General features: G+C 38.9%; 27 protein-coding genes. 5 read left to right on the forward strand and 22 right to left on the reverse strand.

Annotated features, from left to right (window positions below):
* Positions 1–69 precede the first annotated feature (69 nt).
* From ade to pdxA, 20 genes are all read right to left on the reverse strand, one after another.
* Positions 70–1,707, reverse strand: coding sequence for an adenine deaminase (gene ade / locus KYH19_RS23110; protein ID WP_219076935.1), 1,638 nt, complete (start codon positions 1,705–1,707; stop codon positions 70–72).
* Between the two features lie 91 nt (positions 1,708–1,798).
* Positions 1,799–3,775 (reverse strand): thiamine pyrophosphate-dependent enzyme, encoded by a 1,977-nt coding sequence (locus KYH19_RS23115; RefSeq protein WP_219076936.1) that lies wholly within the window; start codon positions 3,773–3,775, stop codon positions 1,799–1,801.
* 30 nt (positions 3,776–3,805) lie between these two features.
* Positions 3,806–5,194, reverse strand: coding sequence for a LutB/LldF family L-lactate oxidation iron-sulfur protein (locus KYH19_RS23120; protein ID WP_219078992.1), 1,389 nt, complete (start codon positions 5,192–5,194; stop codon positions 3,806–3,808).
* Positions 5,195–5,332: 138 nt separating this feature from the next.
* The gene (locus KYH19_RS23125; protein ID WP_219076937.1) at positions 5,333–5,719 is read right to left on the reverse strand and encodes a type II toxin-antitoxin system VapC family toxin; all 387 of its coding nucleotides are present in this window, start codon (positions 5,717–5,719) and stop codon (positions 5,333–5,335) included.
* A complete protein-coding gene (locus tag KYH19_RS23130) occupies positions 5,719–5,928 on the reverse strand; it encodes a DUF2281 domain-containing protein (protein WP_132398207.1) in 210 nt (69 codons plus the stop codon). Before KYH19_RS23130 ends, KYH19_RS23125 begins: the two co-directional genes overlap by 1 nt.
* A 105-nt stretch (positions 5,929–6,033) precedes the next feature.
* On the reverse strand, positions 6,034–7,668 hold the full coding sequence (locus KYH19_RS23135; RefSeq protein WP_132398209.1) for a M28 family peptidase: 1,635 nt from the start codon (positions 7,666–7,668) through the stop codon (positions 6,034–6,036).
* Positions 7,669–7,695: 27 nt separating this feature from the next.
* On the reverse strand, positions 7,696–8,133 hold the full coding sequence (gene rpiB, locus KYH19_RS23140; protein ID WP_132398211.1) for a ribose 5-phosphate isomerase B: 438 nt from the start codon (positions 8,131–8,133) through the stop codon (positions 7,696–7,698).
* A 45-nt stretch (positions 8,134–8,178) separates the two neighbouring features.
* The gene (tatC, locus tag KYH19_RS23145; protein ID WP_219076938.1) at positions 8,179–9,060 is read right to left on the reverse strand and encodes a twin-arginine translocase subunit TatC; all 882 of its coding nucleotides are present in this window, start codon (positions 9,058–9,060) and stop codon (positions 8,179–8,181) included.
* Between the two features lie 116 nt (positions 9,061–9,176).
* Positions 9,177–9,362: a Txe/YoeB family addiction module toxin gene (locus tag KYH19_RS24300; RefSeq protein ID WP_370630321.1), complete on the reverse strand. Its 186-nt coding sequence runs from the start codon at positions 9,360–9,362 to the stop codon at positions 9,177–9,179.
* 69 nt (positions 9,363–9,431) lie between these two features.
* Positions 9,432–9,500 (reverse strand): hypothetical protein, encoded by a 69-nt coding sequence (locus tag KYH19_RS24435; RefSeq protein ID WP_370630322.1) that lies wholly within the window; start codon positions 9,498–9,500, stop codon positions 9,432–9,434.
* 8 nt (positions 9,501–9,508) lie between these two features.
* On the reverse strand, positions 9,509–9,628 hold the full coding sequence (locus KYH19_RS24440) for a DUF2683 family protein (RefSeq protein WP_370630268.1): 120 nt from the start codon (positions 9,626–9,628) through the stop codon (positions 9,509–9,511).
* Positions 9,629–9,724: 96 nt separating this feature from the next.
* Positions 9,725–11,065 (reverse strand): acetyl-CoA carboxylase biotin carboxylase subunit, encoded by a 1,341-nt coding sequence (accC, locus tag KYH19_RS23155; RefSeq protein WP_132398213.1) that lies wholly within the window; start codon positions 11,063–11,065, stop codon positions 9,725–9,727.
* Positions 11,066–11,282: 217 nt separating this feature from the next.
* A complete protein-coding gene (gene accB, locus KYH19_RS23160) occupies positions 11,283–11,759 on the reverse strand; it encodes an acetyl-CoA carboxylase biotin carboxyl carrier protein (protein ID WP_121287613.1) in 477 nt (158 codons plus the stop codon).
* A gap of 109 nt (positions 11,760–11,868) precedes the next feature.
* Positions 11,869–12,867, reverse strand: coding sequence for a beta-ketoacyl-ACP synthase III (locus tag KYH19_RS23165; protein ID WP_219076939.1), 999 nt, complete (start codon positions 12,865–12,867; stop codon positions 11,869–11,871).
* Positions 12,868–12,885: 18 nt separating this feature from the next.
* The gene (gene plsX / locus KYH19_RS23170) at positions 12,886–13,824 is read right to left on the reverse strand and encodes a phosphate acyltransferase PlsX (protein WP_121287617.1); all 939 of its coding nucleotides are present in this window, start codon (positions 13,822–13,824) and stop codon (positions 12,886–12,888) included.
* A gap of 101 nt (positions 13,825–13,925) precedes the next feature.
* On the reverse strand, positions 13,926–14,117 hold the full coding sequence (gene rpmF / locus KYH19_RS23175) for a 50S ribosomal protein L32 (RefSeq protein WP_025143959.1): 192 nt from the start codon (positions 14,115–14,117) through the stop codon (positions 13,926–13,928).
* Positions 14,118–14,132: 15 nt separating this feature from the next.
* Entirely contained in the window at positions 14,133–14,663 is a 531-nt protein-coding gene (locus KYH19_RS23180; protein ID WP_121287619.1) for a DUF177 domain-containing protein, read from the reverse strand.
* A gap of 294 nt (positions 14,664–14,957) precedes the next feature.
* Positions 14,958–15,797: a sulfurtransferase gene (locus KYH19_RS23185; RefSeq protein WP_219076940.1), complete on the reverse strand. Its 840-nt coding sequence runs from the start codon at positions 15,795–15,797 to the stop codon at positions 14,958–14,960.
* Between the two features lie 197 nt (positions 15,798–15,994).
* Positions 15,995–17,167: a nitrate/nitrite transporter gene (locus KYH19_RS23190; RefSeq protein WP_219076941.1), complete on the reverse strand. Its 1,173-nt coding sequence runs from the start codon at positions 17,165–17,167 to the stop codon at positions 15,995–15,997.
* 212 nt (positions 17,168–17,379) lie between these two features.
* Positions 17,380–18,459, reverse strand: coding sequence for a 4-hydroxythreonine-4-phosphate dehydrogenase PdxA (gene pdxA, locus KYH19_RS23195; RefSeq protein ID WP_219076942.1), 1,080 nt, complete (start codon positions 18,457–18,459; stop codon positions 17,380–17,382).
* Between the two features lie 170 nt (positions 18,460–18,629).
* Here pdxA and rsmA point away from each other — a divergent pair, with 170 nt between their 5' ends.
* Positions 18,630–19,415: a 16S rRNA (adenine(1518)-N(6)/adenine(1519)-N(6))-dimethyltransferase RsmA gene (rsmA, locus tag KYH19_RS23200; RefSeq protein WP_193422102.1), complete on the forward strand. Its 786-nt coding sequence runs from the start codon at positions 18,630–18,632 to the stop codon at positions 19,413–19,415.
* 359 nt (positions 19,416–19,774) lie between these two features.
* The gene (locus KYH19_RS23205) at positions 19,775–20,374 is read left to right on the forward strand and encodes a thioredoxin family protein (RefSeq protein ID WP_219076943.1); all 600 of its coding nucleotides are present in this window, start codon (positions 19,775–19,777) and stop codon (positions 20,372–20,374) included.
* 132 nt (positions 20,375–20,506) lie between these two features.
* Here KYH19_RS23205 and KYH19_RS23210 read toward each other — a convergent pair whose 3' ends face one another.
* Positions 20,507–20,788, reverse strand: coding sequence for an ATP-dependent Clp protease adaptor ClpS (locus KYH19_RS23210; protein WP_029274160.1), 282 nt, complete (start codon positions 20,786–20,788; stop codon positions 20,507–20,509).
* Positions 20,789–20,958: 170 nt separating this feature from the next.
* Here KYH19_RS23210 and KYH19_RS23215 point away from each other — a divergent pair, with 170 nt between their 5' ends.
* The 3 genes from KYH19_RS23215 to KYH19_RS23225 all read left to right on the forward strand — a co-directional run bounded on the left by KYH19_RS23215 (position 20,959) and on the right by KYH19_RS23225 (position 23,588).
* Entirely contained in the window at positions 20,959–22,005 is a 1,047-nt protein-coding gene (locus tag KYH19_RS23215) for a 3-oxoacyl-ACP synthase III family protein (protein ID WP_219076944.1), read from the forward strand.
* A 148-nt stretch (positions 22,006–22,153) separates the two neighbouring features.
* Positions 22,154–22,651: a hypothetical protein gene (locus tag KYH19_RS23220; RefSeq protein WP_219076945.1), complete on the forward strand. Its 498-nt coding sequence runs from the start codon at positions 22,154–22,156 to the stop codon at positions 22,649–22,651.
* Between the two features lie 376 nt (positions 22,652–23,027).
* Positions 23,028–23,588, forward strand: coding sequence for a DUF4256 domain-containing protein (locus tag KYH19_RS23225; RefSeq protein WP_219076946.1), 561 nt, complete (start codon positions 23,028–23,030; stop codon positions 23,586–23,588).
* A 7-nt stretch (positions 23,589–23,595) separates the two neighbouring features.
* Here KYH19_RS23225 and KYH19_RS23230 read toward each other — a convergent pair whose 3' ends face one another.
* Complete coding sequence (locus KYH19_RS23230) at positions 23,596–24,096, reverse strand: GNAT family N-acetyltransferase (RefSeq protein WP_219076947.1); 501 nt, start codon at positions 24,094–24,096, stop codon at positions 23,596–23,598.
* Positions 24,097–24,348: the final 252 nt, after the last annotated feature.

Raw genomic sequence — 24,348 nt, forward strand, 5'->3', positions numbered from 1 at the left:
GAAATCTAACTCGATAGATCTCTCCATTTCGCTGCGCTTCAGTCGAGATGACGATTTTCAATATTTTATCTATACAAACTTAAACTCATCGCCATCAAATAAACCTTTGTCGCTTAGTTTTAATCGTGGGATCACCAATAAGGCCATAAAAGAAAGTGTCATAAATGGAGCAAGTAAAGTAGAACCTAAATCTTTCGCAAATTGATCTATAGAAGTATAGCTTTCCGCAACTTTATAACCATTATGGTTGCTCATTAAGCCTGCAACCGGTAAAGCTAAAACTTCTTGTTTTCCATTCCCCAGTGCCACTACACCACCAGTTTCTTTAATTACCAAATTTACCGCTTCACAGATGCTCTTGTCATCGGCACCAACAGCAATAATATTATGACTATCATGTGCAACACTTGAAGCAATGGCTCCCTGTTTTAAACCAAAGTTCTTCACAAATGAAATAGCAAGAGGAGCATCATGGTAGCGGTTTACCACCACCATTTTCAAAACATCGTTTTCCAGATTGCTGATAATGTTATTATTTAAAACTTTTGGTTTGGCCACTAATCTGTTGGTGATCAATTGTCCATCTAAAGCTTCGATTACTGGAATTTCTTCTTGTCCAATGAATGGGTAAACAAAATCTTCTTCTTGTTTCAAGCTGCAATCGAAATGATTTACCGATTCGCGATCTTCTACATGTTTTACCCAATTGCCAACTGTTTTGCCATTTTCGGCAAGCAACAGTCCATCAATATAGGTTTGTTTAACCTTAAATGTTTTTAAATCTTCAAGCACGATAAAATCTGCATCATCATTGATTTGAAGGGAGCCAACATCTAATTTGTAATGAAGAATAGGATTGATACAGGCTGCTTGCAAGATATTGAAAATATCAATTCCCTTTTCTACTGCTCTTGCACAAAGCTGATTGATGTGGCTTTCTACTAAACTGTCGGGATGTTTATCATCACTGCAAAACATCATCATTTCCGGCCAATCGTTCAGCAAATGGATCAGTGCTTCAAAATTTTTTGCTGCACTTCCTTCACGGATGAGGATTTTCATGCCACGTTGCAATTTATCCAGCGCTTCTTCGGAAGTAAAACATTCGTGATCAGTAGAAATTCCAGCATCTATATATTGCTGAACCATATCACCGCGTAAACCCGGAGCATGCCCATCAACAGGTTTACCGAGCGCGTGAGCCGCAGCAATCTTTTTCAAAACCTCTTCATCTTTATAAAGTACGCCGGGGAAATTCATCATTTCGCTCAGGTATTTTATTTCCGGACGCTCTAAAAGTGATTTTACATCATCATGATCCAATTCAGCTCCTGCGGTTTCAAAAATGGTAGCAGGGACACAGCTTGGAGCGCCAAAATTGAATTTAAAAGGAACGGTATTTCCGTTTTCGATCATAAATTCAACGCCTTTCATACCACATACGTTGGCAATTTCGTGCGGATCGCTAATTGTAGAAACCGTTCCATGAACAACCGCCAATCGTGCAAATTCACTTGGAATTAACATACAGCTTTCGATGTGCACATGACTATCTATAAAACCTGGTGAGATAAAATATGCTCCTTCTTTCTGTTCAGAAATTTTTGAGATAGATTTTATTTTTCCATCCTCAACCTCTACCTCGCCAAAGAAAATATTCCGCTTTGTGATGTTGATGATATTCCCTTCGACTTTGAAATTGCTCATGCTGTTTATAAATTAGCCACGGAAACACGGATTGGCACGGAATTAATAATTAATGTTCTCTGCGATTTCTGTGTCTCCGTGGCAAAACTATTTAATATTTCAATAATTTATCAATCGTTTCTACTAATCTTGCTTTAGCCAAAAAATCTTCTTCTAATATTTTATTCATTGGAATAGCGGTATCTAAACTTGCACAGCGCATTACCGGGGCATCAAGATGAGAAAAGCAATGTTCTCCAATCCAGGCAGATAGTTCGGCGCCAAAACCATTTGTTAACGTATCTTCATGCAAAATTAAAGCCCTTCCTGCTGCTTTAACCGCTTCCCTTACAGCTTCTTTATCCCAGGGCTGTAGTGTCCGCAGATCAATTAACGTGGCATCACTTTCTGGATATTGCTGCAGGTAATCTAACGCCCAGTGTACACCTAATCCGTAGGTAATGATCGCGAACTTGCTTCCTTCGGCAAGTGTGACTGCTTTACCGATTTCTGTGGTATAATAACCATCCGGAACAGGAGCCGTTAAACTTCTGTAGAGGTATTTATGCTCAAAATATAATACAGGATTTGGATCTTCGATCGCGGCTAACAATAATCCTTTTGCATCTTCAGGGAAAGCCGGATAAACGATTTTTAAACCTGGTGTTTTGGTAAACCACGCTTCATTACTTTGTGAATGAAACGGACCTGCCCCTGTTCCGGCACCAGTGGGCATACGCACTAATACATCGGCCTTTTCGCCCCAACGGTAGTGTGTTTTAGCCAGGTTATTCACAATCTGATTAAAGCCGACGGTTACAAAATCGGCGAACTGCATTTCTACAACAGCTTTATAACCATTTATAGATAAGCCCAAGCCTGCACCCACAATAGCTGATTCGCAAATTGGGGTATTACGCACCCTGCCTTTTCCATATTTAGTGGTAAAACCATCCGTAATTTTAAAAGCCCCGCCATAATCTGCAATATCCTGTCCCATTAAAACCAGATTCGGGTATTTCTGCATGGCCAGGTCCAAGCCATCTGTTATTGCGTCAAGATATCTTTTTTCAGTAGCAGATGGATTGGGTGCAATAACTTGTTGTGTGTAGGGAAAATACATGTCTGCCTCTTCCTGATTGGCATTTGCAATCGGCTCCACTTCGTTAAAAGCTTCTTCAATTTCCAGCTCTATATCTCTTTTAACCTGAATTTTGATGTCGGTAATGGAATCTGAGGTTAAAACACCCTGCTCAATTAAATAGGCTTCATAATTACTCAAAGGATCTTTCTTTCCCCACTCATCCAACAGTTCTTGCGGAACATATTTAGTGCCGGATGCTTCTTCATGACCACGCATCCTGAAAGTCAGGCACTCTACCAAAACGGGTCTAGGGTCTTTTCTGATTTCCTTTGCCAGTTGATCAATGGTATTATAAACTTCCAGAATATTATTTCCATCTATCTGAATACCTTCCACACCATAACCAATGGCTTTGTCTACCAGGTTTTTGCACCTAAACTGTTCAGACTTTGGAGTGGAAAGGCCATAGCCATTATTTTCGATTAGAAAAATAACAGGCAGATTCCAAACTGCAGCCACATTTACGGCTTCGTGAAAATCGCCTTCACTCGTGGCACCTTCACCGGTGTAAACTAAAGTAGCGTGTTGTTTATTGGCTAAAAGATCAGCCAGTGCAATACCATCAGCCAAGGCCATTTGCGGCCCCAAGTGAGATATCATCCCCACAATTTTATAATCTTGTGTGCCGAAATGGAAGGAGCGGTCGCGGCCTTTGGTGAAGCCGGTAATTTTGCCTTGCCATTGGGCCATTAATTTTTTTAAAGGAATATCTCGGGATGTAAAAACGCCCAGATTGCGGTGCATCGGCAAAATGTATTCATCGCTTTGCATGGCTAAGGTGCTGCCAACCGCAATGGCTTCCTGACCAATGCCCGAAAACCATTTGCCAATTCTACCTTGACGCAGCAGCTTGAGCATTTTGTCTTCAACCATCCGGGGGTAAAGCAATCTTCTGTATAAGTTCAGTAAGAACTTGTCGTCTTTATCACCTCTGTTAAATTGCATATCTGGTTATTTTGACTAGTGACTCTGGACTCAGGACTTCCGGCTTTTCTTCAGCTCTTCCCATTGTTTAGCAAAAGATTTATCGGCAACTTTAGGCATCTCTCGGTATTTGCCCCAGCTTTTTTTGAAAAAACTTTTGAGCATAAAATTTTTAAACTTTCCACCGAAGAAATCCATCCATTTGCGTTTTTGCATCATTTTGCTGAACATGCTCCAGCCAATTTCTTCTTTTTTTTCATTTTCGTGACCTGCAGCGGCATCTCTACGGTTAAGTAAGAGCATTTTATGAATATCGATTTTTACCGGGCAAACCTCCGAGCATTTACCGCAAAGACTTGACGCATAACTTAAGTGTTTAAACTCTTCCATACCCTTTAAATGAGGCGTAATTACCGAACCGATTGGGCCACTATAGGTGGTGTTATAAGTGTGACCGCCAATGTTTTTATAAACCGGGCAAGCATTTAAGCAGGCACCACAGCGGATGCAGTACAAGCCTTGTCTCTGGTCTTTTTGTGCCAATAGATTGGTACGTCCGTTATCCAGCAAAATCACATACATTTCCTCCGGTCCATCAGTTTCATTTGCTTGGCGTGGACCACTTAAAATAGTATTATAAACCGTTAAGTTTTGCCCCGTTCCATGCGATGCCAGTAAAGGCCAGAACAGATCAAGATCTGCCATCGAAGGGATTACTTTCTCAATACCCACAATAGCAATGTGGACTTTAGGGAAAGTGGTGCTTAAACGTGCATTGCCTTCATTTTCTGTTAAGGCAATACTTCCGGTATCGGCAATTAAAAAATTCCCGCCGCTAATACCAATATCAGCATTCAGGTATTTATCGCGAAGTAATTCTCTTGCTTTTTGTACCAGCTGCGGAGGAGTGGCATCGATAGGCGTGCCAAATTTATCGTGAAATAACTGCGCTATATCTGTTGCACTTAGGTGCATGGCCGGGGTAACAATATGGTATGGCGCCTGGCCAAGCAACTGGACAATGTATTCGCCGAGGTCACTTTCTAAAGATTCGATGTTGTTCTTTTCCAGGAAATCGTTTAGATGGATTTCCTCAGTGGTCATCGATTTTGATTTAATAACTGTTTTGCCGTTGTTTCTTTTGATGATGTTGAGGATTTCCTGTTGGGCTTCTTCAGCATCGTTGGCCCAGATTACCTTACCGCCACGGCGTTGGAAATTTGATTCGAATTCTGGTAAGAATTTATCTAGGTTTTCCATCACACGCCATTTAATTACGTGCGCCTTTTTTTTCGAGGCTTCGAGGTTTTCGAATTTTGATAAACCGCGTTCAACTGCAGCATTGTATTTACCAATATTATAATTTATGGTTTTACGGTGCGGTAAATCGAAAGCTTTCTCATCAGACTTCTCTAAAAATTCCTCGGCAGTTTTCATCAATGGCAATTTCATTATAGGGGTAACGAAGAATAGCTGCTTTTAGTTTCAGGCTATTCTGTTAAAAACCAAAGATAGGAAACCCTGTTGAGTTTATTTTTAGAAAATTGAAACAAAGGCGATTATTGCGGAGGGAGATGTTTACCAAATTACACTAGTAATATATTTTTTAGCTATTTCGTCGCTCGATATAAGATCTAAATCTAATTCCATACTTGTTGCAATAATAATTCTGTCAAATGGATCGCAGTGAATAAAAGGAAGCGTCTTAAGGATTTTTAATGTCTCAAAATCAATTGGGAGAATATTGATTTTATTGGCATTACACGAATCTATTAATTCTTCAAGTGAATATTGTAATTGCAATTTGCCAAGAGATTGCTTTATGGTAATCTCCCATAAGCTTGCAATGCTTAAGTAAAGTTGTGTGGTTGAATCTTCTAAAATTTTTCTCGCGGCTTTAGATAATGCAATATTATCATCTTGCATCCATAGTAAAACATGAGTATCAAGCAAATACTTATTCACTACATATAATCTTTGAAATCATCCAATGGTGCATTAAAATCATCACTCATCTTCATCTTCCCCTTAAGTAAACCGAGTTTTCTGGGGCTATTTCCCTCATCTTTTTTATTTACTTTCTTTTGTAAAATAAAATCAATAAAGTCTTCTACCTCTTGCTGATACGCAACAGGGATCATTTTAATTTTTTCTAAAATATTCAACTGATCCATAAACACGCTTTTATCAAAAATAACATTTTAATCTTGAAATATAAAGTTGCAAATCACTGTGCATAAAAAAGTCCCGGTGTAAAACCGGGACTCTATTTTTAATCATTATTTCTTTGGATTTCCTTTTCCGTCCATATCTACTGCCGGTCGTTTTGGTCTATTTGCCAATTCCCATGCGGTAAAGTAGGTCAGTTTTGCTCTTTTAGCCAAAAGTGGGAAGTTAATTTTGCTTACTTCATCGCCAGGTTTGTGGTAGTCTTGTTGTAACATGCCGTCATAATAGAAGATAATTGGAATACCCAATTTAGCAAAGTTATAATGATCTGAACGGTAATAAATCTGCTCAGGATCTTTTGGATCGTCGTACTTATAATCCAGTTTCATTTTGGTATAAGTAGCATTTACCTGCTCACTTAAATTAGCCAGGTCGCTACTTAACATTCTAGAACCCACTGAGTAAATGTAGTTTGCTGAATCTGGTTTGCCCAAATACTCTTCACCAGTACGGCCAATCATATCGGTATTTAAATCAGCAATGGTATTGGCTACCGGGAAAACAGGATGCTCAGAGTACCATTCAGAACCCCAAAGACCTTTTTCTTCTCCAACAACAGTCATGAAAAGGATACTGCGTTTAGCGCCCTTACCTGCTTTTTTGGCATCGGTAAAGGCTTTCGCCATCAATAATACACCAGTAGTTCCCGATCCATCATCATCTGCCCCATTGTTTATCTTGTCTTTTGCGTTTGGATCAGTTTCTAAGCCAATATGATCGTAGTGCCCAGTTAAAATTAATACTTCTTTTTTAAGTATCGGATCAGAACCTTCTAAATAACCCAAAACATTTTCACACCTAACTGATGCTTCATTTTTAGCGGCACTTGCTGAAAAAGGAACACTCACTATTTGCGAAGCAGGAGTAAGGCTTTCGGTAATTTTCTTTTGTAAATCTGCTACGGTAGTACTGGCTGATTTTAACAGATCATTTGCCAGTGCTACAGAGATTGAAATGCGCGGAATTTCGTTTTGCTTCTGAGCCTCAATAGCTGCATTGGTTTTTACCATTACACGACCGTTATTTTGAGCTTGTTTGCTATTCTCAGTAATTCTATCTACACTTGGATCGATCAGGATAATGGCTTTAACATTATTCTCTGCGAAATATTTTGCTCTCGCTTCTAACATAGCACGGTAAGCTGCCCTGTCAATTCTGGTACCTGGTTTAATGGTCGGATCGCCGCCGTTAAACATCATCACTACTTTGCCTTTAATGTCAGTTCCGGCAAAATCGTTATAATTGTCTTTTTTGATTCCGTAACCAATAAATACAATCTGATCAGTAGAAAAAGTAAAACCCTTATCGCTGATTAAGCTTGGTGAAACGATATAATCTTTTTGGTATTCTTTCGGCTGACCGTTAACCGTTACATGGCTTTCTTTTAGCGTAACGTTAACAAGATCGATCTTTTGGAAATAGCTGCCATTTACAGGGGCTTTTAGGCCTAAAGATTTGAAGTAGTCACGGATATAATCTGCTGCCATCCAGGCACCTTTAGTACCTGTTTCACGGCCTTCATATTCATCAGACGCTAAAACCGAAAGGTGTTTGTAAGCATTTTCCGGATTAATCGCCTTGCTGAATTTTATCGCATCCTGATTAGGCTTAAGGGGCGTGATTTGGCCAAAGCAACTCGCTGATACGAGCGAAGCCAAACCAATGGTTAAAAACTTTTTGTTCATTATGATAATAGTTAGTTGAGTTTGTTGTTAACACGAAATTTTCTCTACCCTGTTCTGATGGCGACCGCCTTCAAATGCAGTGGTTAAAAAAGTTGTCGTTATTTCTTTTGCCAGTTCTTCTGAAACAAACCTTGCTGGAATGCACAACACATTGGCATTATTATGCTTGCGCACCAAAGAGGCAACTTCATTTTCCCAGCATAAACCTGCTCTGATATGCTGATGTTTGTTCGCGGTGATGGCTACACCATTTGCCGATCCACAAAGTAAAATACCATAGGTGAATTCTCCACTTTCAACAGCGCTGGCAACAGGATGTGCAAAATCAGGATAATCAACAGAATTTTCTGAATGAGTACCAAAGTCTTTTACTTCGTAATCCTGTAAAAAATCTTTTAATATTTCCTTGTAATCAAACCCGGCGTGATCCGCTCCAATAGCAATTTTAATTTTTGTATCAGACATTGTCAAATTTATAGAGAATTATAAAATCTATTCGTAATGTTTTTGTTAGTTAGCGTAGAAAGCAGCATCAGCCTTTTTCTTCTTTTTTTCGATGTAGGCCGATACAAAAATACTCGCCTCATACAATAAGAATAGTGGTGCTGCCACCGTCAACATCGTTAAAATATCTGGTGTTGGGGTTACAATGGCTGCTATAATTAATATAATTACGGTTGCATATCTTCTACTTGATCTCATTAATTTGGGTGTCATAAGACCAAGTTTAGAAAGAATGAATATAATGATTGGCAATTCAAAAATAATACCTGTTCCGAGGGTTAATGTAGCTATTGAAGACACGTATGAATCGATAGTGAAAGTATTCTTAATTTCACTACTAACCGTATAGCCAGTTAAAAAATTGATGGATAATGCACAGATTATAAAATATCCGAATATAATACCTATTATAAATAGAACAGAGGCGAAAAATACAAAGCCACTTGCAGATTTACGTTCATTTTCGTGTAGTGCCGGTTTGATAAAACGCCAGATTTCCCATAATAAATAAGGAAAACCAAGAACAATACCACACATTACACAGACATTTAATTGCAGGTTAAACTGTCCAGCCATTTCGGTATTGATAATTTCACCATTAATTTTAGTGATACACATATCCTTACCCAATGATGGAAAATGCTCTACCAGTTTACACATCATGCGGTAGGTCCAGAAATCTGGCTTTTTAGGGCCAAAGATTATTTTATCAAGGATTTCCTCGTTAAAATAAAAAGCGATACCCGTAAAAACGGCAATGGCAATTACGGCTCTGATTAAATGTTTACGGAGAACATCCAGGTGATCGAAGAAAGACATTTCTGCCTCTAATGTGGTGCTCTTTTGCCCGATAGCTTTTGTAAGTAGATTTTTTTTAGTGTCGCTCATGTTGAAAACAAAAATACCATTCTATTTGAATAGAATGGTATTTACGTGTTAAATATAGAAATAGTTTATATTATTATGAGAAATGCTTTGACATATTAACTAAGTCAATTTAAAAATTAGTTGTAATGCCCTCTCAATGAATAGATCTTAACGATATGTTCTGTTTCCAAAACCTCATAAATAATTCTGTGTTCTGAATTAATCCTCCTAGACCACTTACCCGTGAGATTATATTTTAATACCTCGGGTTTTCCAATGCCTTCAAATGGAGAATTTCTTATGGCGACTAAAAGACTATGGATTTTCTTTGTATAATACTATTACCTGATTTCTTCCAAAATCTAAATCATCATTTGCTCTTGGAAGGAAAACTATTTCCATAGATTTTCTAAATCAACTTTTGTGACTTTTCCCTCTTTGAAATCTTTATCTCCTTGCAAAATTTTTTCTACAAATTCTGGATTGTAGGGTTTACCTCTTTTTCAAAAGGAATCTTCATGGCTTTTAAAACCTGCTTTACAGCATTTAATTGAGCCTTGTTTTCCGGATGTACAATTAATGTTTTCATAATTCAAATTACTGAAATAGTTCTAAAATTTTTAATAAAGAAAAAATCCCATTCTGTTTTACCAAAATGGGATTTAAATTTTTATAATCGTTTATATTATTCCGTAAACTCGAAAGTTTCCATAAACTTTGTGGTGAAATTTCCTGCCCTGAAGTTAGGATCTTTCATCAATTGTAAATGGAAAGGAATGGTAGTTTTAATACCTTCAATTACGAATTCGCTTAATGCACGCTCCATCGTACAAATAGCCTCTTCCCGTGTCTGCGCTACACAGATCAACTTGGCGATCATTGAATCGTAGTTAGAAGGAATCGAATATCCTGCATAAACATGTGTGTCAACACGAACACCATGGCCACCCGGAGAGTGGAAATTAGTAATTCTACCTGGTGAAGGACGGAAGTTGTTCGCTGGATCTTCTGCATTGATACGACACTCAATGGCATGCATTTCCGGTGTATAGTTTTTGCCTGAAATCGGGATTCCGGCAGCAACTTTAATCTGTTCTTTAATTAAATCGAAGTTGATTACCTCTTCAGTAACCGGGTGCTCTACCTGGATACGGGTGTTCATTTCCATGAAGTAGAAATTACGGTGTTTATCAACCAAAAATTCGATTGTACCTGCTCCTTCATAATTTACAGCCATAGCGCCTTTAATGGCGGCTTCACCCATTCTAACACGAAGTTCATCAGTCATAAATGGAGAAGGAGATTCCTCAACCAATTTCTGGTGGCGGCGTTGAATTGAACAATCGCGTTCCGATAAGTGGCAGGCTTTACCAAACTGGTCTCCTATAATCTGGATTTCAATGTGGCGTGGATCTTCGATATATTTCTCTAAATATAAACCATCATTACCAAAAGCAGCACCAGATTCCTGACGGGCACTATCCCAGGCATTTTCGAAATCTTCATCTTTCCAAACTACCCGCATCCCACGACCACCACCACCGGCAGTTGCTTTCAGAATTACAGGGTAGCCCATTTCATTTGCAATTGCAATACCTTCTTTAACACTGTTAAGTAAGCCTTCAGATCCCGGGATTGTTGGAACACCCGCAATTTTCATGGTTTCTTTTGCTGAAGCTTTATCGCCCATGCCATTAATCTGCTCTGGGGTAGCACCAATAAATTTGATGTTGTACTCGCGGCAAATGTTAGAAAACTTAGCGTTTTCTGATAAAAAACCATAACCTGGGTGTATGGCATCGGCGTTAGTTAATTCTGCAGCCGAGATAATATTTGGGATATTTAAATAAGAATCTTTACTAGGTGGGGGGCCAATACAAACAGCCTCATCAGCAAAACGTACATGTAAACTCTCGCGATCTGCGGTAGAGTAAACAGCAACCGTTTTGATGCCCATTTCCTTACAGGTACGGATAATACGCAAAGCGATTTCACCCCTGTTGGCAATTAGTATTTTTTTAAACATAATTTTTTAATTGATGATTACACCGATGATATGATTACACTGATCATTTAGCGTAATGTAAACCGATATATTCAAATTTTAAATTAAATGCCATGGTTCGTGTCGCCACGAACCATTTATATTTTTCAGTTTGTTAAATGCAAAACTGAAGATCATCGTAATTTTACGGTATTCCGGTTAGTGAGGACACAGACCGAGGCGTAAGGTAACGTTATTATTAAATAGGTTCTACTAAAAATAACGGTTGGTCGTATTCTACAGGTGATGCATTATCAACCAATATTTTGACAATACGGCCTGAAACTTCACTTTCAATCTCGTTAAAAAGTTTCATTGCCTCAATAATACAAACTACTTTACCTGTGCTAACCTCATCGCCAACGTTAACAAACATTGGTTTTTCCGGACTAGCTGAACGATAAAAGGTACCGATCATTGGCGATTTAATAGTAATGTATTTTGAAGTGTCTTCTGCAGCAGGTACAGCAGGTGTTGCTGCATTTGGAGCAGTAGGAGCTGTTGCAACAGGGGCAGCAGCCTGTACAAGCGGAGCTTGTGGTACGGTAGCATGCACAACTGTTGGTGCCTGGTTTGTTTTGATCGTGATTTTGAAGTTTTCCTGCTCAATAGCAACTTCATTTACTCCAGAACGAGAAACAAATTTAATCAGTTCCTGTATTTGTTTGATATCCATTTTTTAGGCTTTTATGTAAAAAATAGTGTTTATTGAATTAACTAAGTTATACTTTTTTTGTTTTATTTTTTATCTGAGTCGTCTATGACTTCTGACTAAAGACTTCTGACTAATTTGTATCGTAAGCCCATTTAAGGTACACTGAACCCCAGGTAAAGCCGCCACCGAATGCAGCTAAAACGATGTTATCGCCTTTTTTCAACCTGCTTTCCCATTCCCATAAACATAATGGAATGGTTCCGTTAGTTGTATTTCCGTAACGTTCGATGTTAATCATCACCTTATCAGTTGTAACGCCCATGCGGTTTGCAGTAGCGTCAATAATGCGTTTGTTGGCCTGGTGCGGTACTAACCACGCCACATCATCAGCGGTTAGGTCATTGCGTTCCATAATTTCGGCAGCAACATCAGCCATATTGGTTACGGCAAATTTAAATACCGTTGGTCCTTCCTGGTGAGCAAAATGCTCTCTGGCATCAATGGTTTCGTGGGTTGCAGGTTTAACTGAGCCACCGGCTTTCATGCCTAAGAAATCTCTTCCGGAACCATCTGTTCTTAAAATAGAATCCTGGATACCCAATCCTTCTTCATTCGGCTCTAATAGGGCACAGCCACAACCGTCACCAAAAATAATGCAGGTTGTACGGTCTTCATAGTTAATGATTGACGACATTTTATCGCCACCAACTACTAAAACTTTTTTGTGTCTTCCTGATTCGATAAATGATGCACCTGTAGAAAGTCCGAAAATAAAGCCAGAACAAGCGGCCTGTAAATCGTAACCCCATGCGTTTTTAGCTCCGATTTTATCTGCTAAAACGTTTGCTGTTGCAGGAAAAGTAAAATCAGGAGTAGTGGTGCAAAAGATAATCAGTTCAATTTCACTTGCATCAATTCCCCTCTTTTTAAGTAAACCGTTTACGGCATGAACAGCCATATCTGAAGTACCTAAACCTTCTCCCTTTAAAATTCTACGTTCTTTAATTCCCGTTCTGCTGGTAATCCATTCATCCGAAGTATCAACCATGGTTTCTAACTCTGTGTTTGTAAGCACATAGTCGGGAACGTAACCATTTACTGCTGTAATAGCAGCGTGAATTTTACTCATTTTAAGAATTTTAATAAATTATTTAAATGCCATTCTAATTTTTTCTACCAATCCGGTAGTAATCATTTCCCTAGATTGGAGAACCATATTTTTAACAGCTAGCGGACTGGAAATTCCATGTCCGATAACAACAGGAGCGTTAACACCCAGAACCGGGCTTCCACCGTATTGTTCATAATTAAAACGATCAAAGAACTCATCTTTAAGCCCTTTTTTGATGGTAAGCACGTAAAACGATTCTGCTAATTTTAGCATTATATTTCCGGTAAAACCATCGCAAACAATCACATCGGCTTTATCATTAAATAAATCCCTACCTTCCACATTTCCAACAAAGTTGAACAGGCTGGTTTCTTTCATTAACGGGAAAGTAGCCATGCTTAGCATATTTCCTTTTTCATCTTCTTCGCCAATATTTATCAGGGCAACTTTCGGGTCATTGATCTGCAACAAATTTTCTGCATATAAACTACCCAAAACGCCAAATTGTAATAAGATATCAGGTTTACAGTCGGCATTTGCACCTACATCTAACAGTAAGCCGGTACCGCCTTTAATTTTTGGAAGAATTGTACATAAACAAGGTCGGATAATGCCAGGGATGGTTTTAACGCTAAAGACTGCGCCAACCAACATGGCTCCAGAGTTACCAGCACTTGCGAAAGAGTCGATTTTACCTTCTTTTAAAAGGTTAAAACCAACAGCTATGCTCGAATTCGGTTTCTGAACGATTGCTTTGGTGGGATGTTCGCCCATACCAATTACTTCATCAGTATGAACGTATTCAAAATGATCTGGATTAAAACCTTCTTCTGCAAGAATGGGTTTAATCTGTTCGGTATCGCCAATAAGAACTAAATGCTCTCCAGCGTTAAGCGATTGATGAGCAGCTATTGCTCCCAAAACAATTGCTTTGGGAGCATAGTCTCCGCCCATTATGTCGAGGCCTATTTTCATAGAAAAAATCTGTTTGTGTTAAGTCAGGTGTAATCCTGAATTTTTCAGTTGACTAAGGTATGACTAAAGCCGCTGAAAACACAAACAATTTTTTAAGAAAATTACCCTATCTGAGTATTTTCGATAACCAGTTTGCCGTTGTAGTATAAGTTACCATCAACGTTGTAAGCACGGTGAGGTACGTGGATAGCACCTGTTGCCGAGCATGTTGCTAAAGAAGGAGTAACAGCTTTATAGTGCGTTCTTCTTTTATTTTTTCTCTGTTTCGAGATTTTCCGTTTTGGATGTGCCATTGCTGTATAATCTAATTATTTTTTTAACTTATTAAGGGCTTCCCAACGTGGGTCGCTTGTTTGTTCATTTTCTTCAGCCTGCTTTTGGATAGATAACTGATTTAAGCGATCAATCATTTCCTGATCGCAATCTTTACCTGCCTGCTCGCAGTTCTTGATATAAGGTACCGCTACGTTAATCATTTCGTATAAAGGCCCCGATATATCAATCTCGGTGTCTTTTCGGCTTAATGAGATAATTTCTTCATCATCACTTTCCATTTCGGCTTCTGCAAACTTTACGATCTGACGTTCGTAAAGATTTACCGGGAATGAAAACTCAGATAAACATTTATCGCAATCTAAATTTACGGTGCCAATAACTTTGAATTTTAGAAGCAACATAGTCTCTTGTTTATCAAGTTCCAGGTCTACTTTTAAATTTCCGCTTTTGATTAACGAATACTCAAATGCATTAAAAAAGGTGTCATCAAGCTCATAATCAAACTGATGGGTTCCCAATTTTAATCCGGTAAACGGTAATGAAAATTGTTTTAGTGGGTTCAAAGTACTGTAAAATTTTAGCCTGCAAATGTAGGGATAAAAAAATTAGATTAAAAATGTTTTTTAAAAATTGTTAGCGTTAATCGGACAGGTTTTCAGAAAGTTAATCCAAATACGGAGAGACCTTAAAGGTTTCTGCTAGTTGGGATTTGTAATCCCGACTTAGAAGACAGGATTTTTATTCATTAAGTGGATTGTAAATCCACAGTTCATTTTGCCGGGATTGCAAATCCCGATCAACAAAAAGTTAATTGAAAGACCTTACAGGTTTCGAAAACTGTAAGGTCTGTAAGAAAGCTAGTCAGCCAAAACCATTTCCTTCTTATTTCTGCTCCATTCGCTCCATGAGCCAACATAAAGTTTTGGAATAGGCAGGCCTGCGTAATCCATAGCCAGTAGCGTATGGCAGGCGGTAATGCCCGAGCCACAGTGAACAATTACATTTTCGGGTTTTACATGGGCAAGGGCTTCTTCGTATTTTTCTTTCAATATTTCGGGCGCCAGGAAAGTACCGTTTGCGTCTAAATTTTCGGTGTAAGGAATATTTGCCGCACCAGGGATGTGGCCTGCAATTAAATCGATAGGTTCGGTGAGGCCTGCAAAACGGTTGGCATCGCGTACGTCAATCACAATGTAATCGTCGGTTTTGGCTACTTGTTCCACTTCATTGATATCTGATAAAGGTAAGTTCCATGCTGTGATTTCGTATTTTTCGACAGATTTTGGGATTTCTACTTTATCAGTGGTTGGGAAACCTGCTTTAACAGCCGCCTGAAAGCCTCCATCAATTACCTGCACTATTTCATGACCGATCGCTCTTAGCATCCACCAAAGCCTTGCCGCTGCGTTACCGCCGTTTTTATCATCGTAAACAATAACGTGACTATGCTTTGTAACTCCGAGCTTCTGCAATACGGAGGAAAACTGTTCAGAAGTTGGTAAAGGATGACGTCCGCCAATTGCAAAATCACCAATGTTGGCTAAATCACTGTTTACATCAGCAAAAAGTGCACCTGCCAAATGTTGTTCATCGTATCTCGGTTTTGAGCCTGCACTGGCATCTATAATTACGATTTCGTCATCCTGGTTTAACCAGGTTAATTCTTCAGGTTTTATAATTGGTGATAGTGATTCCATTTTATTTTTTTATTATTCTTGCAATTATAGTAAGGATGGTTCCAATAATCAAAACAGGAAGCCATAAAACAATTGAGTATTCTCTGGGATCTTTTAAAATGAAGCTTAAGTCTCCCCTGTAGCTAAATAATGAGATGCCGTATATAAACATTATAATGCCAATTATAACTAAGGATATTCCAAATTTTAAAAGCATATTATTTTGCTTTTAATGCCCACAATCCCAAAACCGGTCCAATAGCCAATACCATATAAAGATATTGAATATTTAGCTGTTTTGATAATGAGCTGACTACCTGAATGCTAATGATGGTAATGGTAAAACCGATACAATTGACCATCGTTAATGAGGTTCCTCTTAAATTTTCTGGTGCATGTTTAGCAATTAAGGAAGAGAATAGTGGCGAATCGGCCGTGCCGGATAAACCCCAGCAAAATAAAAAGATAAGAAAAGGATAAACAGAACTGCTGAATAGGAAAACTGGAGAGAGCAGACAGCATAACCCTGAAATGGAAAGGGCAATAGTGGCAACTCGTTTTGCACCAAATTTTTGTGAGAGCAAACCGCCAATCATGCAAGATAAACCTCCCGATGCGATAATTAGGAACGAAAACAGCGGTATATATAAAGTTGCATGCATATGTTTAGTGTTGTAAATCAACAGCATGCCGGGTAAAAAAGCCCAAAAGGTGTAAAGTTCCCACATGTGCCCGAAATAGCCGAAAGCAGCAGATCGAAAATCAGGATCTTTAAATCCGTTAAAACAAGAACGGAAATCAAATTTTTGTCCGGTAGTTCTAAATGGGCCGTTTGGCACAAACCAGAAAATAGCAATTGCTCCAGTTAGAGATAAACCCGAAGTAGCAAAGATTACATATTGCCAGGCAAAATTTGCTGTAAATGTTTTTAATAAATGAGGGAAAGCAGTACCCAAAACCAAAGCACCAACTAAAAAACCTAAGGATTTTCCCAGTCCGTCTTTAAAATAATCGGATGCTATTTTCATGCCAACGGGGTAAATTCCAGCCAGCATAAAACCAGTTAAAAAGCGAAAGAGCAATAATAAATGGACATCGGTTAGTTCTAAACAGATGCCAAGATTAAACAAGGCGGCTGCAATTCCGCAGATAAAGAACACTTTTGAGGGTGAAAAAATATCAGAAATGGCAAAAAATGCAAATACTAAAGTTCCGCTAATAAAACCAAGCTGCACCATACTGGTCAGATTGGCCAAAAGGTTGGTTTCAGCTGGGAAATTTTTAACAATATCAGGTAATACCGCATTGCCAGCAAACCACAAAGATGTACAGAGAAACTGCGCAATAACAATTGTAGGAAGGATGTAACTGGTTTTTTCAGTGCTGCTCATTTTTAATTTGCTGCACAATTTTAACTAAAATAAACCTGATTGGACGAAAAGCCCCAATTCTTCATTGGGCTTGTAGGAAAAGCAGGACTTTCGGAACCGATGGAAAACAAGACCTTGCTTTGCAAAAAAAAAGTTGACCACCTAAGCCACCTTAGTGCATCTGAGTTTAATGTATCTTTGGTCTTTCAGCTTTAGTCTTTCTGCCTTTTACCTTAAGAAGCATCGTCTTTAATATCAAACTGCGTTTCCACTACCTTTCCGCCTGAACGCAACTGGTTAGCTAACATTTCTTCCTGCTCCCGACGGTTTTTTACAATGTGAATGGCTGAAAACAAAGCCTCTGTAAATGAAGTGGAATCAGCCAGGTCCTTACCTGCAATATCGTAGCCTGTTCCATGATCAGGAGAGGTACGCACGAAGTTTAAACCAGCGGTATAGTTTACGCCATTGTGAAAAGCTAATGTTTTAAAAGGAATTAAACCCTGATCGTGGTACATGGCTAAAACGGCATCAAACTGTTTGTAGCTGCCATTGCCGAAAAAGCCATCAGCAGGGTATGGTCCAAAACAAACAATACCTTTATCGTAGGCTTCCTGAATGGCTGGTGTAATAATTTCAGCTTCCTCTGTCCCTAGCAATCCATTATCGCTGGCGTGTGGATTTAAACCCAGAACGGCGATTTTTGGTTTTTCTATCCAAAAATCTTTTTTCAGACTTTCGTTAATCAGCTTTAACTTACTGATGATTTTCTCTTTTGTAATCGAGGTTGGAACATCTTTTACAGGAATGTGGCCAGTAACTACCCCAACCCTTAAATTTTCACTGATCAAAAACATCAGCACATCTCTACTTCCGCTTTTTTCCTGAAGATATTCTGTATGGCCCGGAAAAGCAAAAGTTTCTGATTGAATGTTGTGTTTATTGATTGGCGCAGTAACCAAGGCATCGATATCGCCATTTACCAGGTCGGCCGTTGCGCGTTCCAGAGATAAAAGGGCATATTTTCCGCCTGTAGCCGTAACCTGACCCAATTCGATTTTTACATCTTCTTCCCAGCAATTAATCATGTTTGCCTTTTTTGGCTGTGCCTGGTTGGCATGGTTAACTACATTAAAACTGAAATCGCCCAGATTATTCGCCTTTCTATGAAAAGATGAAACCTTGGTGTGGCCATAAACAATTGGAGTGCAATAATTTAAAATAGCAGGGTTGGATAATGTTTTAATGATTACCTCTAAACCTATGCCGTTTACGTCGCCTATACTGATGCCAATTTTAAGTTTATCGCTCATAATTACTGGAAAATTTTAGCGCAAATTACTGATTTTCGTTTAAACCCTTTAAAAAAAATGAAACCGCAAAGCATGCAATGTGATTTGCAAAGAAATAATAAGCCTATCTTTGCGTCCATAGCGTCGAATCTTAGCACCTTTGTAGTTAAATATTCGATTAATTTTAAGGTATGAGTTTAGTAAAAGCGAAAAAACATTTAGGACAACATTTTTTAACTGATAAAGGCATTGCCAACCGCATTGTAGAGGCTTTGGTAAATACCGATAAATATAATCAGGTTTTAGAGGTTGGACCGGGAATGGGAATCTTATCTGATTTTTTGCTGCAGCGTACAGATCTGGAAACTTATCTGATCGATATAGATACAGAATCTTTCCATTTTTTAAATGAAAAATACCCTCAGCTTGGCGATCGGTTGATTAATGGCGATTTTCTGAAACTTGATTTCGATGCTATTTTTCCAGGGCAATTTGCCATAATTGGTAATTTTCCGTACAATATCTCTTCGCAGATTTTATTTAAGATTTTAGATAATCGCCACAAGGTTGTAGAAATGGTTGGGATGTTTCAAAAAGAAGTAGCCCAACGTTGTGCCTCGCCTGCAGGAACCAAAGACTATGGAATTTTAAGTGTATTTCTTCAGGCCTATTATAAAATTGAATACTTGTTTACGGTTAAACCTGGTACATTTAATCCACCGCCCAAAGTACACTCTGCAGTGATCCGTTTAACCAGAAATGAAGTGGAGACTTTAGATTGCGATGAAAAATTATTCTGGCGTGTGGTTAAGGCAGGTTTTAACCAACGGAGAAAAACTTTGCGTAATGCTGTTTCTGCTGTGATGCCTAAAGATAAAATGGACGATCACATCTACTTCGAGAAACGTGCCGAGCAGCTAACTGTTGCAGATTTTGTGGCACTAACACAGCATGTGAGTAAGTTGATGGAAGTTTAATATATCTGTTGTCATTCTGAATGCAGTGGAGAACCCGACGACTCTGCACAGCAATTTTTTTTTAAGCGCAAATCCTGTAGTTGATAGGAGGGGTTCTGTCCTGCTGTACATTGCAATCCTTTTGGTAAATTATCTGGATAAACAATTTATATTATCCAAAAGGGATTTCCATTGCCATCAGGGCTATTTAACGAGGTAAAATTTCAAAGACCCAGATGCTTCGTGCCTCAGCATGACAAAAGTGAAAAAATATCACTGTAATCCTAAAACCTGTGTAATTATCCGCTAAGCGATTCTTGCAAATCCGTGATTATTTTCATTGAATTTCTCCTTTCCTTTGCGACATAATTTTAAACATCATGGTTAATTACAGCGAAATTTTCAGCGAACAAGGAATGGATTATCAAACCTATCGTGCATTGATTGATCAACTTCTGTTAGAGGGAAAGGCTACTGGTGATGTAACTTACGATTTGCACTATACTAAAATGAATGTGCAAAGGATGAGTCGCGTGGATAAAACAGTTAGTTTAACTGATGAGTTGACTTCAACCATTGATCATCTTAAAGAAAATTATAAATTTTTAGTGATTACTGAGGGCTGGTGTGGTGATGCTGCCCAGATTGTTCCGGTGTTCAATAAAATTGCGACTGCATCATTAGGTAAAATTGATCTGAAGTTTGTGCTTAGAGATAAAAATTTGCCCTTAATTGATGCGCATTTGACTAATGGAGGACGAGCAATTCCTGTTCTTTTAATTTTAAATGAAACTGGCGATAAAGTTCTGGCGACTTGGGGTCCAAGACCACAAATTTTGCAGGAACTTTTAAAAGAATGGAGAAAAGAAAGTACTGAAATGCCAGTTTTAGCGGAAAAACTTCATGGCTGGTACGCTAAAGATAAAACGCAGACTACACAGGCCGGGTTAAATGATGTATTAAAAAGATTAGAGAGTTAATTTTACAGAATAAGTCGTCATCTCGACTGTAGCGAAGCGAAATGGAGAGATCTGCCTAGATAGATTTCTCGACTGCGTTGCACTCCGCTCGAAATGATGTTATTGCGAGGATTGTTCGCACAAGAAGTAGCCTTAATCAACAGAAACAGTTAAGCCTTCCTGCTGTAAAATTTTACGATAAACTTCCATTTCGGTAAATGAGCCTTCTAAAACCGGACATTTCCCATCATTATGCACTTTCCATGCAATTTTTTCAGCCTGCGATTCGTTATAATCCAGGTATTTCATCATGCAGTAAATCACATGATCAAAAGTGTTGATATCATCATTCCACAAAATAAGGCGATGTACGGTTTTTAGGGAAGTTAAAATTTCTTCGAGCGTAAAGGTCTCTTCTTTGGTTTCTGTAGACATGGTGCAAAAATAACTATTTTTATGGAAGATGTAATATGTTAAATGGAAGATGGTTGTGATTATTTTGGACTATAGAAGTAGACTTTTTGGCCTTTGCATTACATTTTCCATCTTACCTCATACATCTTACATCCCTTTTAATACATTTGTTAACCAAATAATATACGAGTATGCACCAGTCTAAAATAGCCGGAATAGGTTACTACGTTCCGAAAAATGTATATACCAACGATGATTTAAGCCGTTTTATGGATACCAACGATGCGTGGATCCAGGAGCGTACCGGTATTAAAGAGCGCCGTTTTGCCGACCGTAATGAAGAAACCACTACTACAATGGGCATTGAAGCAGCCAAAATCGCAATCGAAAGGGCGGGAATTACCGCAAAGGATGTCGATTTTATTGTTTTTGCTACCCTTAGTCCGGATTATTATTTTCCAGGTTGTGGTGTATTGTTGCAGCGTGAAATGGGCATGGGCGAGATTGGTGCTTTGGATATCCGGAATCAATGTTCGGGTTTTGTATACGCACTTTCGGTGGCTGATCAGTTTGTAAAAACTGGTATGTATAAAAATGTGCTGGTAGTGGGAAGCGAGAAACACTCATTTGCAATGGATTTCGAAACCCGAAGTCGTAATGTATCGGTGATTTTTGGTGATGGTGCAGGAGCTGTGGTATTGCAGCCAACTGATGAACCGGGGAAAGGGATTTTAAGTACACATTTGCATAGCGATGGTGCAGATGCCGAAATCCTGGCCATGTATTATCCAGGTTCCCATGCCAATAAATGGTTGAAAGATAAACCTGCCTATCCCGAACAGGAACTTGGCGGTTTGTTTATGACACAGGAAATTTTAGAAAGTGGTGCCGCATTGCCTTACATGGATGGGCCATCGGTTTTTAAAAAAGCAGTGGTAAAATTTCCTGAAGTAATTAAGGAAGCTTTAGCTGCAAATAATTTAACGGAGAAAGATATTGATATGTTAGTACCCCATCAGGCAAACTTGCGTATCAGCCAGTATGTACAGCAGTTGTTGGGCTTAAACGACGAGCAGGTTTTTAATAATATCCAGAAGTATGGCAATACTACAGCGGCTTCTGTTCCTATTGCCTTATGCGAAGCCTGGGAAGCGGGTAAAATTAAAGATGGCGATCTGGTATGCCTCGCCGCATTCGGATCGGGATTTACCTGGGCCAGTGCACTGATTAGGTGGTAACTATAGGTTCGTCATTTCGAGCGAAGTACAACGAAGCCGAGAAATCTATGTCTAAAGATTCCTCCATTCTGCTATGCTTCAGGAGAGGAGTACTTGTTTGTGTGAACCATCTACTCTTTTCTCACCACATTGATTACCAAACGGCGATATGGATACTTCATTTTACTTAGAGAAATTTAAAAAAGCAGCTGATCAGCTCGATCAAAAAATGCTTCATGAAAAAGAAATCGAGGCTGCTGTTGGAGTGGTTTTGGATGCTGTATTTTTAAAACTCTATAAAAAATCGTGGGCAAGTTCTGCACGGGATCCCTTAACTGCAGTTTCGAGGATTTTCTTTTCCATTTGGATAAATGATACCGCCATACAAGAGCAAAAGATTTATTATAACATTCATGCATTTAAACTGAGGCATCTCAAAGGCTACGCCATACAAAGCAGACAGTTTGCGGATCTATTTAGAAGCAGCTTCAATATTTTTGAAACCCAATGGCCAAATGTGAGGGTTAGTTATGGTCCGCTAACTTTAATGCAGGGCTGGGTAAGGTGTGATGCAGACGATTTTCAAAATGAAATTTTATCACTGGCTAATAATTTTCTATCGATAGCACATTTGGTTGATGATACACTAATTCAGTTTAAAAAGTAAAGCTGGATTAGGAGTTTTGAACAAATATAAGCTTATATGTTCCCTTAAATGGTTTAGTTTTTATAGGAAATGAGTGGTTTGTGGCTCTTGGCGAACTTTAGCCCCGCCATTCGCTGTAGCTCCGATAGAAAAAATCGGAGGCTGCCGCTACTGTCGGGTTTAGGAACAAGGGTTTGTGCACCCTGCAACCTTAAAAATGAAAGACTGGTTTTGCCTATTAGCCCCGGTTGAAGCGTTACCCTGCAGCAACGAGGCACGAGGCAGCGAAGCGTATAAGCGTAAAACGGGAAGAAGCTTTTTATTTAGTACAAGCCTTGCGCTCCAAATATAAATTGGTATTTTTAAAACTAAGAAACTATTCGATTGAAACTTTAATATGAGCAAAAAAGAACTATCTGTAGAACGGACGCATGAATTGCTGTATACATTGAAAACCCGTTTCGAGAAAAACATGGAGCGCCATAAAGGTATCGAATGGATTAAAGTACAGGCAAAACTGGAAGCGAATGCTGACAAACTCTGGGTACTTGATGAAATGGAAGTAACCGGGGGCGAACCCGACATTGTGGATTATGATGAAAAAACAGGCGAATATATTTTTTACGATTGTTCGGCAGAGAGTCCAAAAGGTCGTAGAAGTATTTGTTATGATTTGGAAGGACTAGAATCAAGAAAGGAGCATCAGCCAGAAAATAATGCTATTGATATGGCTGCTGCAATGGGTATTGAGCTGTTAACAGAAGAGCAATATCGCTTTTTGCAGCAACTTGGCCAGTTTGATACGAAAACATCCAGTTGGATTGTTACTCCTTCCGGAATCAGAAAATTAGGGGGTGCTCTTTTTGGTGATCGGCGCTACGATCATGTGTTCGTGTATCACAATGGCGCACAATCGTATTATGCTGCAAGGGCATTTCGTGGTTTGTTAAAAGTGTAACTAAGGGTTACAATAGCTTTTGATAACAAAAGAAACGCAGTCCGGGGCGCTTGGCCAGGTTAATTTCGCCACTAAACTGATAACCAAGTTTTGGGAAAAGCGCTTGTGTGGCCATGTTTTTACTGTTGGTGTCTACTCTTAAGATAGAGATTCCCGAAGTTTTTGCTACCTGTTCGGCCTGGTTCATCAAAGCTTTGGCAATGCCCTTGCCCTGGCAATCCGGATCTACGGCTAAACGATGTGTAACAATGGCTTTTTCCGTAATGTTCCAACCAGCATCTGCATATTCAGGATCCTGATCTGTCGTAATTGCTGAAACACCAACAATTTCATTTTCCATTTCAGCTACCCATAACTGGCCAATCGTAATATCTTTTGTAAATACTTCAGGGTTCGGATAATCATCTCCCCATTGGAAATTTCCTGAAGCACGCATCAAAGGAACAACCTTGTGCACCAGTTGCATAATTAGTGGTATATCTTCTGTAACGGCTAATCTTATTGTCATGAGTGCAAAGATAATAGATGGGTTTATTCGTTCAGTTGTTTGTTGGTCATTTGTTTGTTGGTATCATTTTAGGGAGCTTGAGTGGCCGTCAACTGAAAATTGTTAACTGAAAATTGACTTCAGGCTTTCGACTAAAGACTTCTGATTTTTTAAATCTTCATCAAATCTTCATCTTTCTATCTGATATTTGGGCATATCGCTCTTCATCATATTCCGGCTTCTAAAGAGCTGTTAAGGAATTGTTTTCCTATT

It is taken from the genome of Pedobacter sp. D749, assembly GCF_019317285.1.
In the GTDB taxonomy this organism is placed as follows: domain Bacteria; phylum Bacteroidota; class Bacteroidia; order Sphingobacteriales; family Sphingobacteriaceae; genus Pedobacter.

Bases quoted from the DNA above. Each gene is read 5' to 3' on its own strand.
- ade (WP_219076935.1), bottom strand. From the start codon at position 1,707: ATGAGCAATTTCAAAGTCGAAGGGAATATCATCAACATCACAAAGCGG.
- KYH19_RS23115 (WP_219076936.1), bottom strand. From the start codon at position 3,775: ATGCAATTTAACAGAGGTGATAAAGACGACAAGTTCTTACTGAACTTA.
- KYH19_RS23130 (WP_132398207.1), bottom strand. From the start codon at position 5,928: ATGGATCAGTTGAATATTTTAGAAAAAATTAAAATGATCCCTGTTGCG.
- KYH19_RS23135 (WP_132398209.1), bottom strand. From the start codon at position 7,668: ATGAACAAAAAGTTTTTAACCATTGGTTTGGCTTCGCTCGTATCAGCG.
- rpiB (WP_132398211.1), bottom strand. From the start codon at position 8,133: ATGTCTGATACAAAAATTAAAATTGCTATTGGAGCGGATCACGCCGGG.
- tatC (WP_219076938.1), bottom strand. From the start codon at position 9,060: ATGAGCGACACTAAAAAAAATCTACTTACAAAAGCTATCGGGCAAAAG.
- KYH19_RS24440 (WP_370630268.1), bottom strand. From the start codon at position 9,628: ATGAAAACATTAATTGTACATCCGGAAAACAAGGCTCAATTAAATGCT.
- accC (WP_132398213.1), bottom strand. From the start codon at position 11,065: ATGTTTAAAAAAATACTAATTGCCAACAGGGGTGAAATCGCTTTGCGT.
- accB (WP_121287613.1), bottom strand. From the start codon at position 11,759: ATGGATATCAAACAAATACAGGAACTGATTAAATTTGTTTCTCGTTCT.
- KYH19_RS23165 (WP_219076939.1), bottom strand. From the start codon at position 12,867: ATGAGTAAAATTCACGCTGCTATTACAGCAGTAAATGGTTACGTTCCC.
- plsX (WP_121287617.1), bottom strand. From the start codon at position 13,824: ATGAAAATAGGCCTCGACATAATGGGCGGAGACTATGCTCCCAAAGCA.
- rpmF (WP_025143959.1), bottom strand. From the start codon at position 14,117: ATGGCACATCCAAAACGGAAAATCTCGAAACAGAGAAAAAATAAAAGA.
- KYH19_RS23185 (WP_219076940.1), bottom strand. From the start codon at position 15,797: ATGGAATCACTATCACCAATTATAAAACCTGAAGAATTAACCTGGTTA.
- KYH19_RS23190 (WP_219076941.1), bottom strand. From the start codon at position 17,167: ATGAGCAGCACTGAAAAAACCAGTTACATCCTTCCTACAATTGTTATT.
- pdxA (WP_219076942.1), bottom strand. From the start codon at position 18,459: ATGAGCGATAAACTTAAAATTGGCATCAGTATAGGCGACGTAAACGGC.
- rsmA (WP_193422102.1), top strand. From the start codon at position 18,630: ATGAGTTTAGTAAAAGCGAAAAAACATTTAGGACAACATTTTTTAACT.
- KYH19_RS23205 (WP_219076943.1), top strand. From the start codon at position 19,775: ATGGTTAATTACAGCGAAATTTTCAGCGAACAAGGAATGGATTATCAA.
- KYH19_RS23210 (WP_029274160.1), bottom strand. From the start codon at position 20,788: ATGTCTACAGAAACCAAAGAAGAGACCTTTACGCTCGAAGAAATTTTA.
- KYH19_RS23215 (WP_219076944.1), top strand. From the start codon at position 20,959: ATGCACCAGTCTAAAATAGCCGGAATAGGTTACTACGTTCCGAAAAAT.
- KYH19_RS23220 (WP_219076945.1), top strand. From the start codon at position 22,154: ATGGATACTTCATTTTACTTAGAGAAATTTAAAAAAGCAGCTGATCAG.
- KYH19_RS23225 (WP_219076946.1), top strand. From the start codon at position 23,028: ATGAGCAAAAAAGAACTATCTGTAGAACGGACGCATGAATTGCTGTAT.
- KYH19_RS23230 (WP_219076947.1), bottom strand. From the start codon at position 24,096: ATGACAATAAGATTAGCCGTTACAGAAGATATACCACTAATTATGCAA.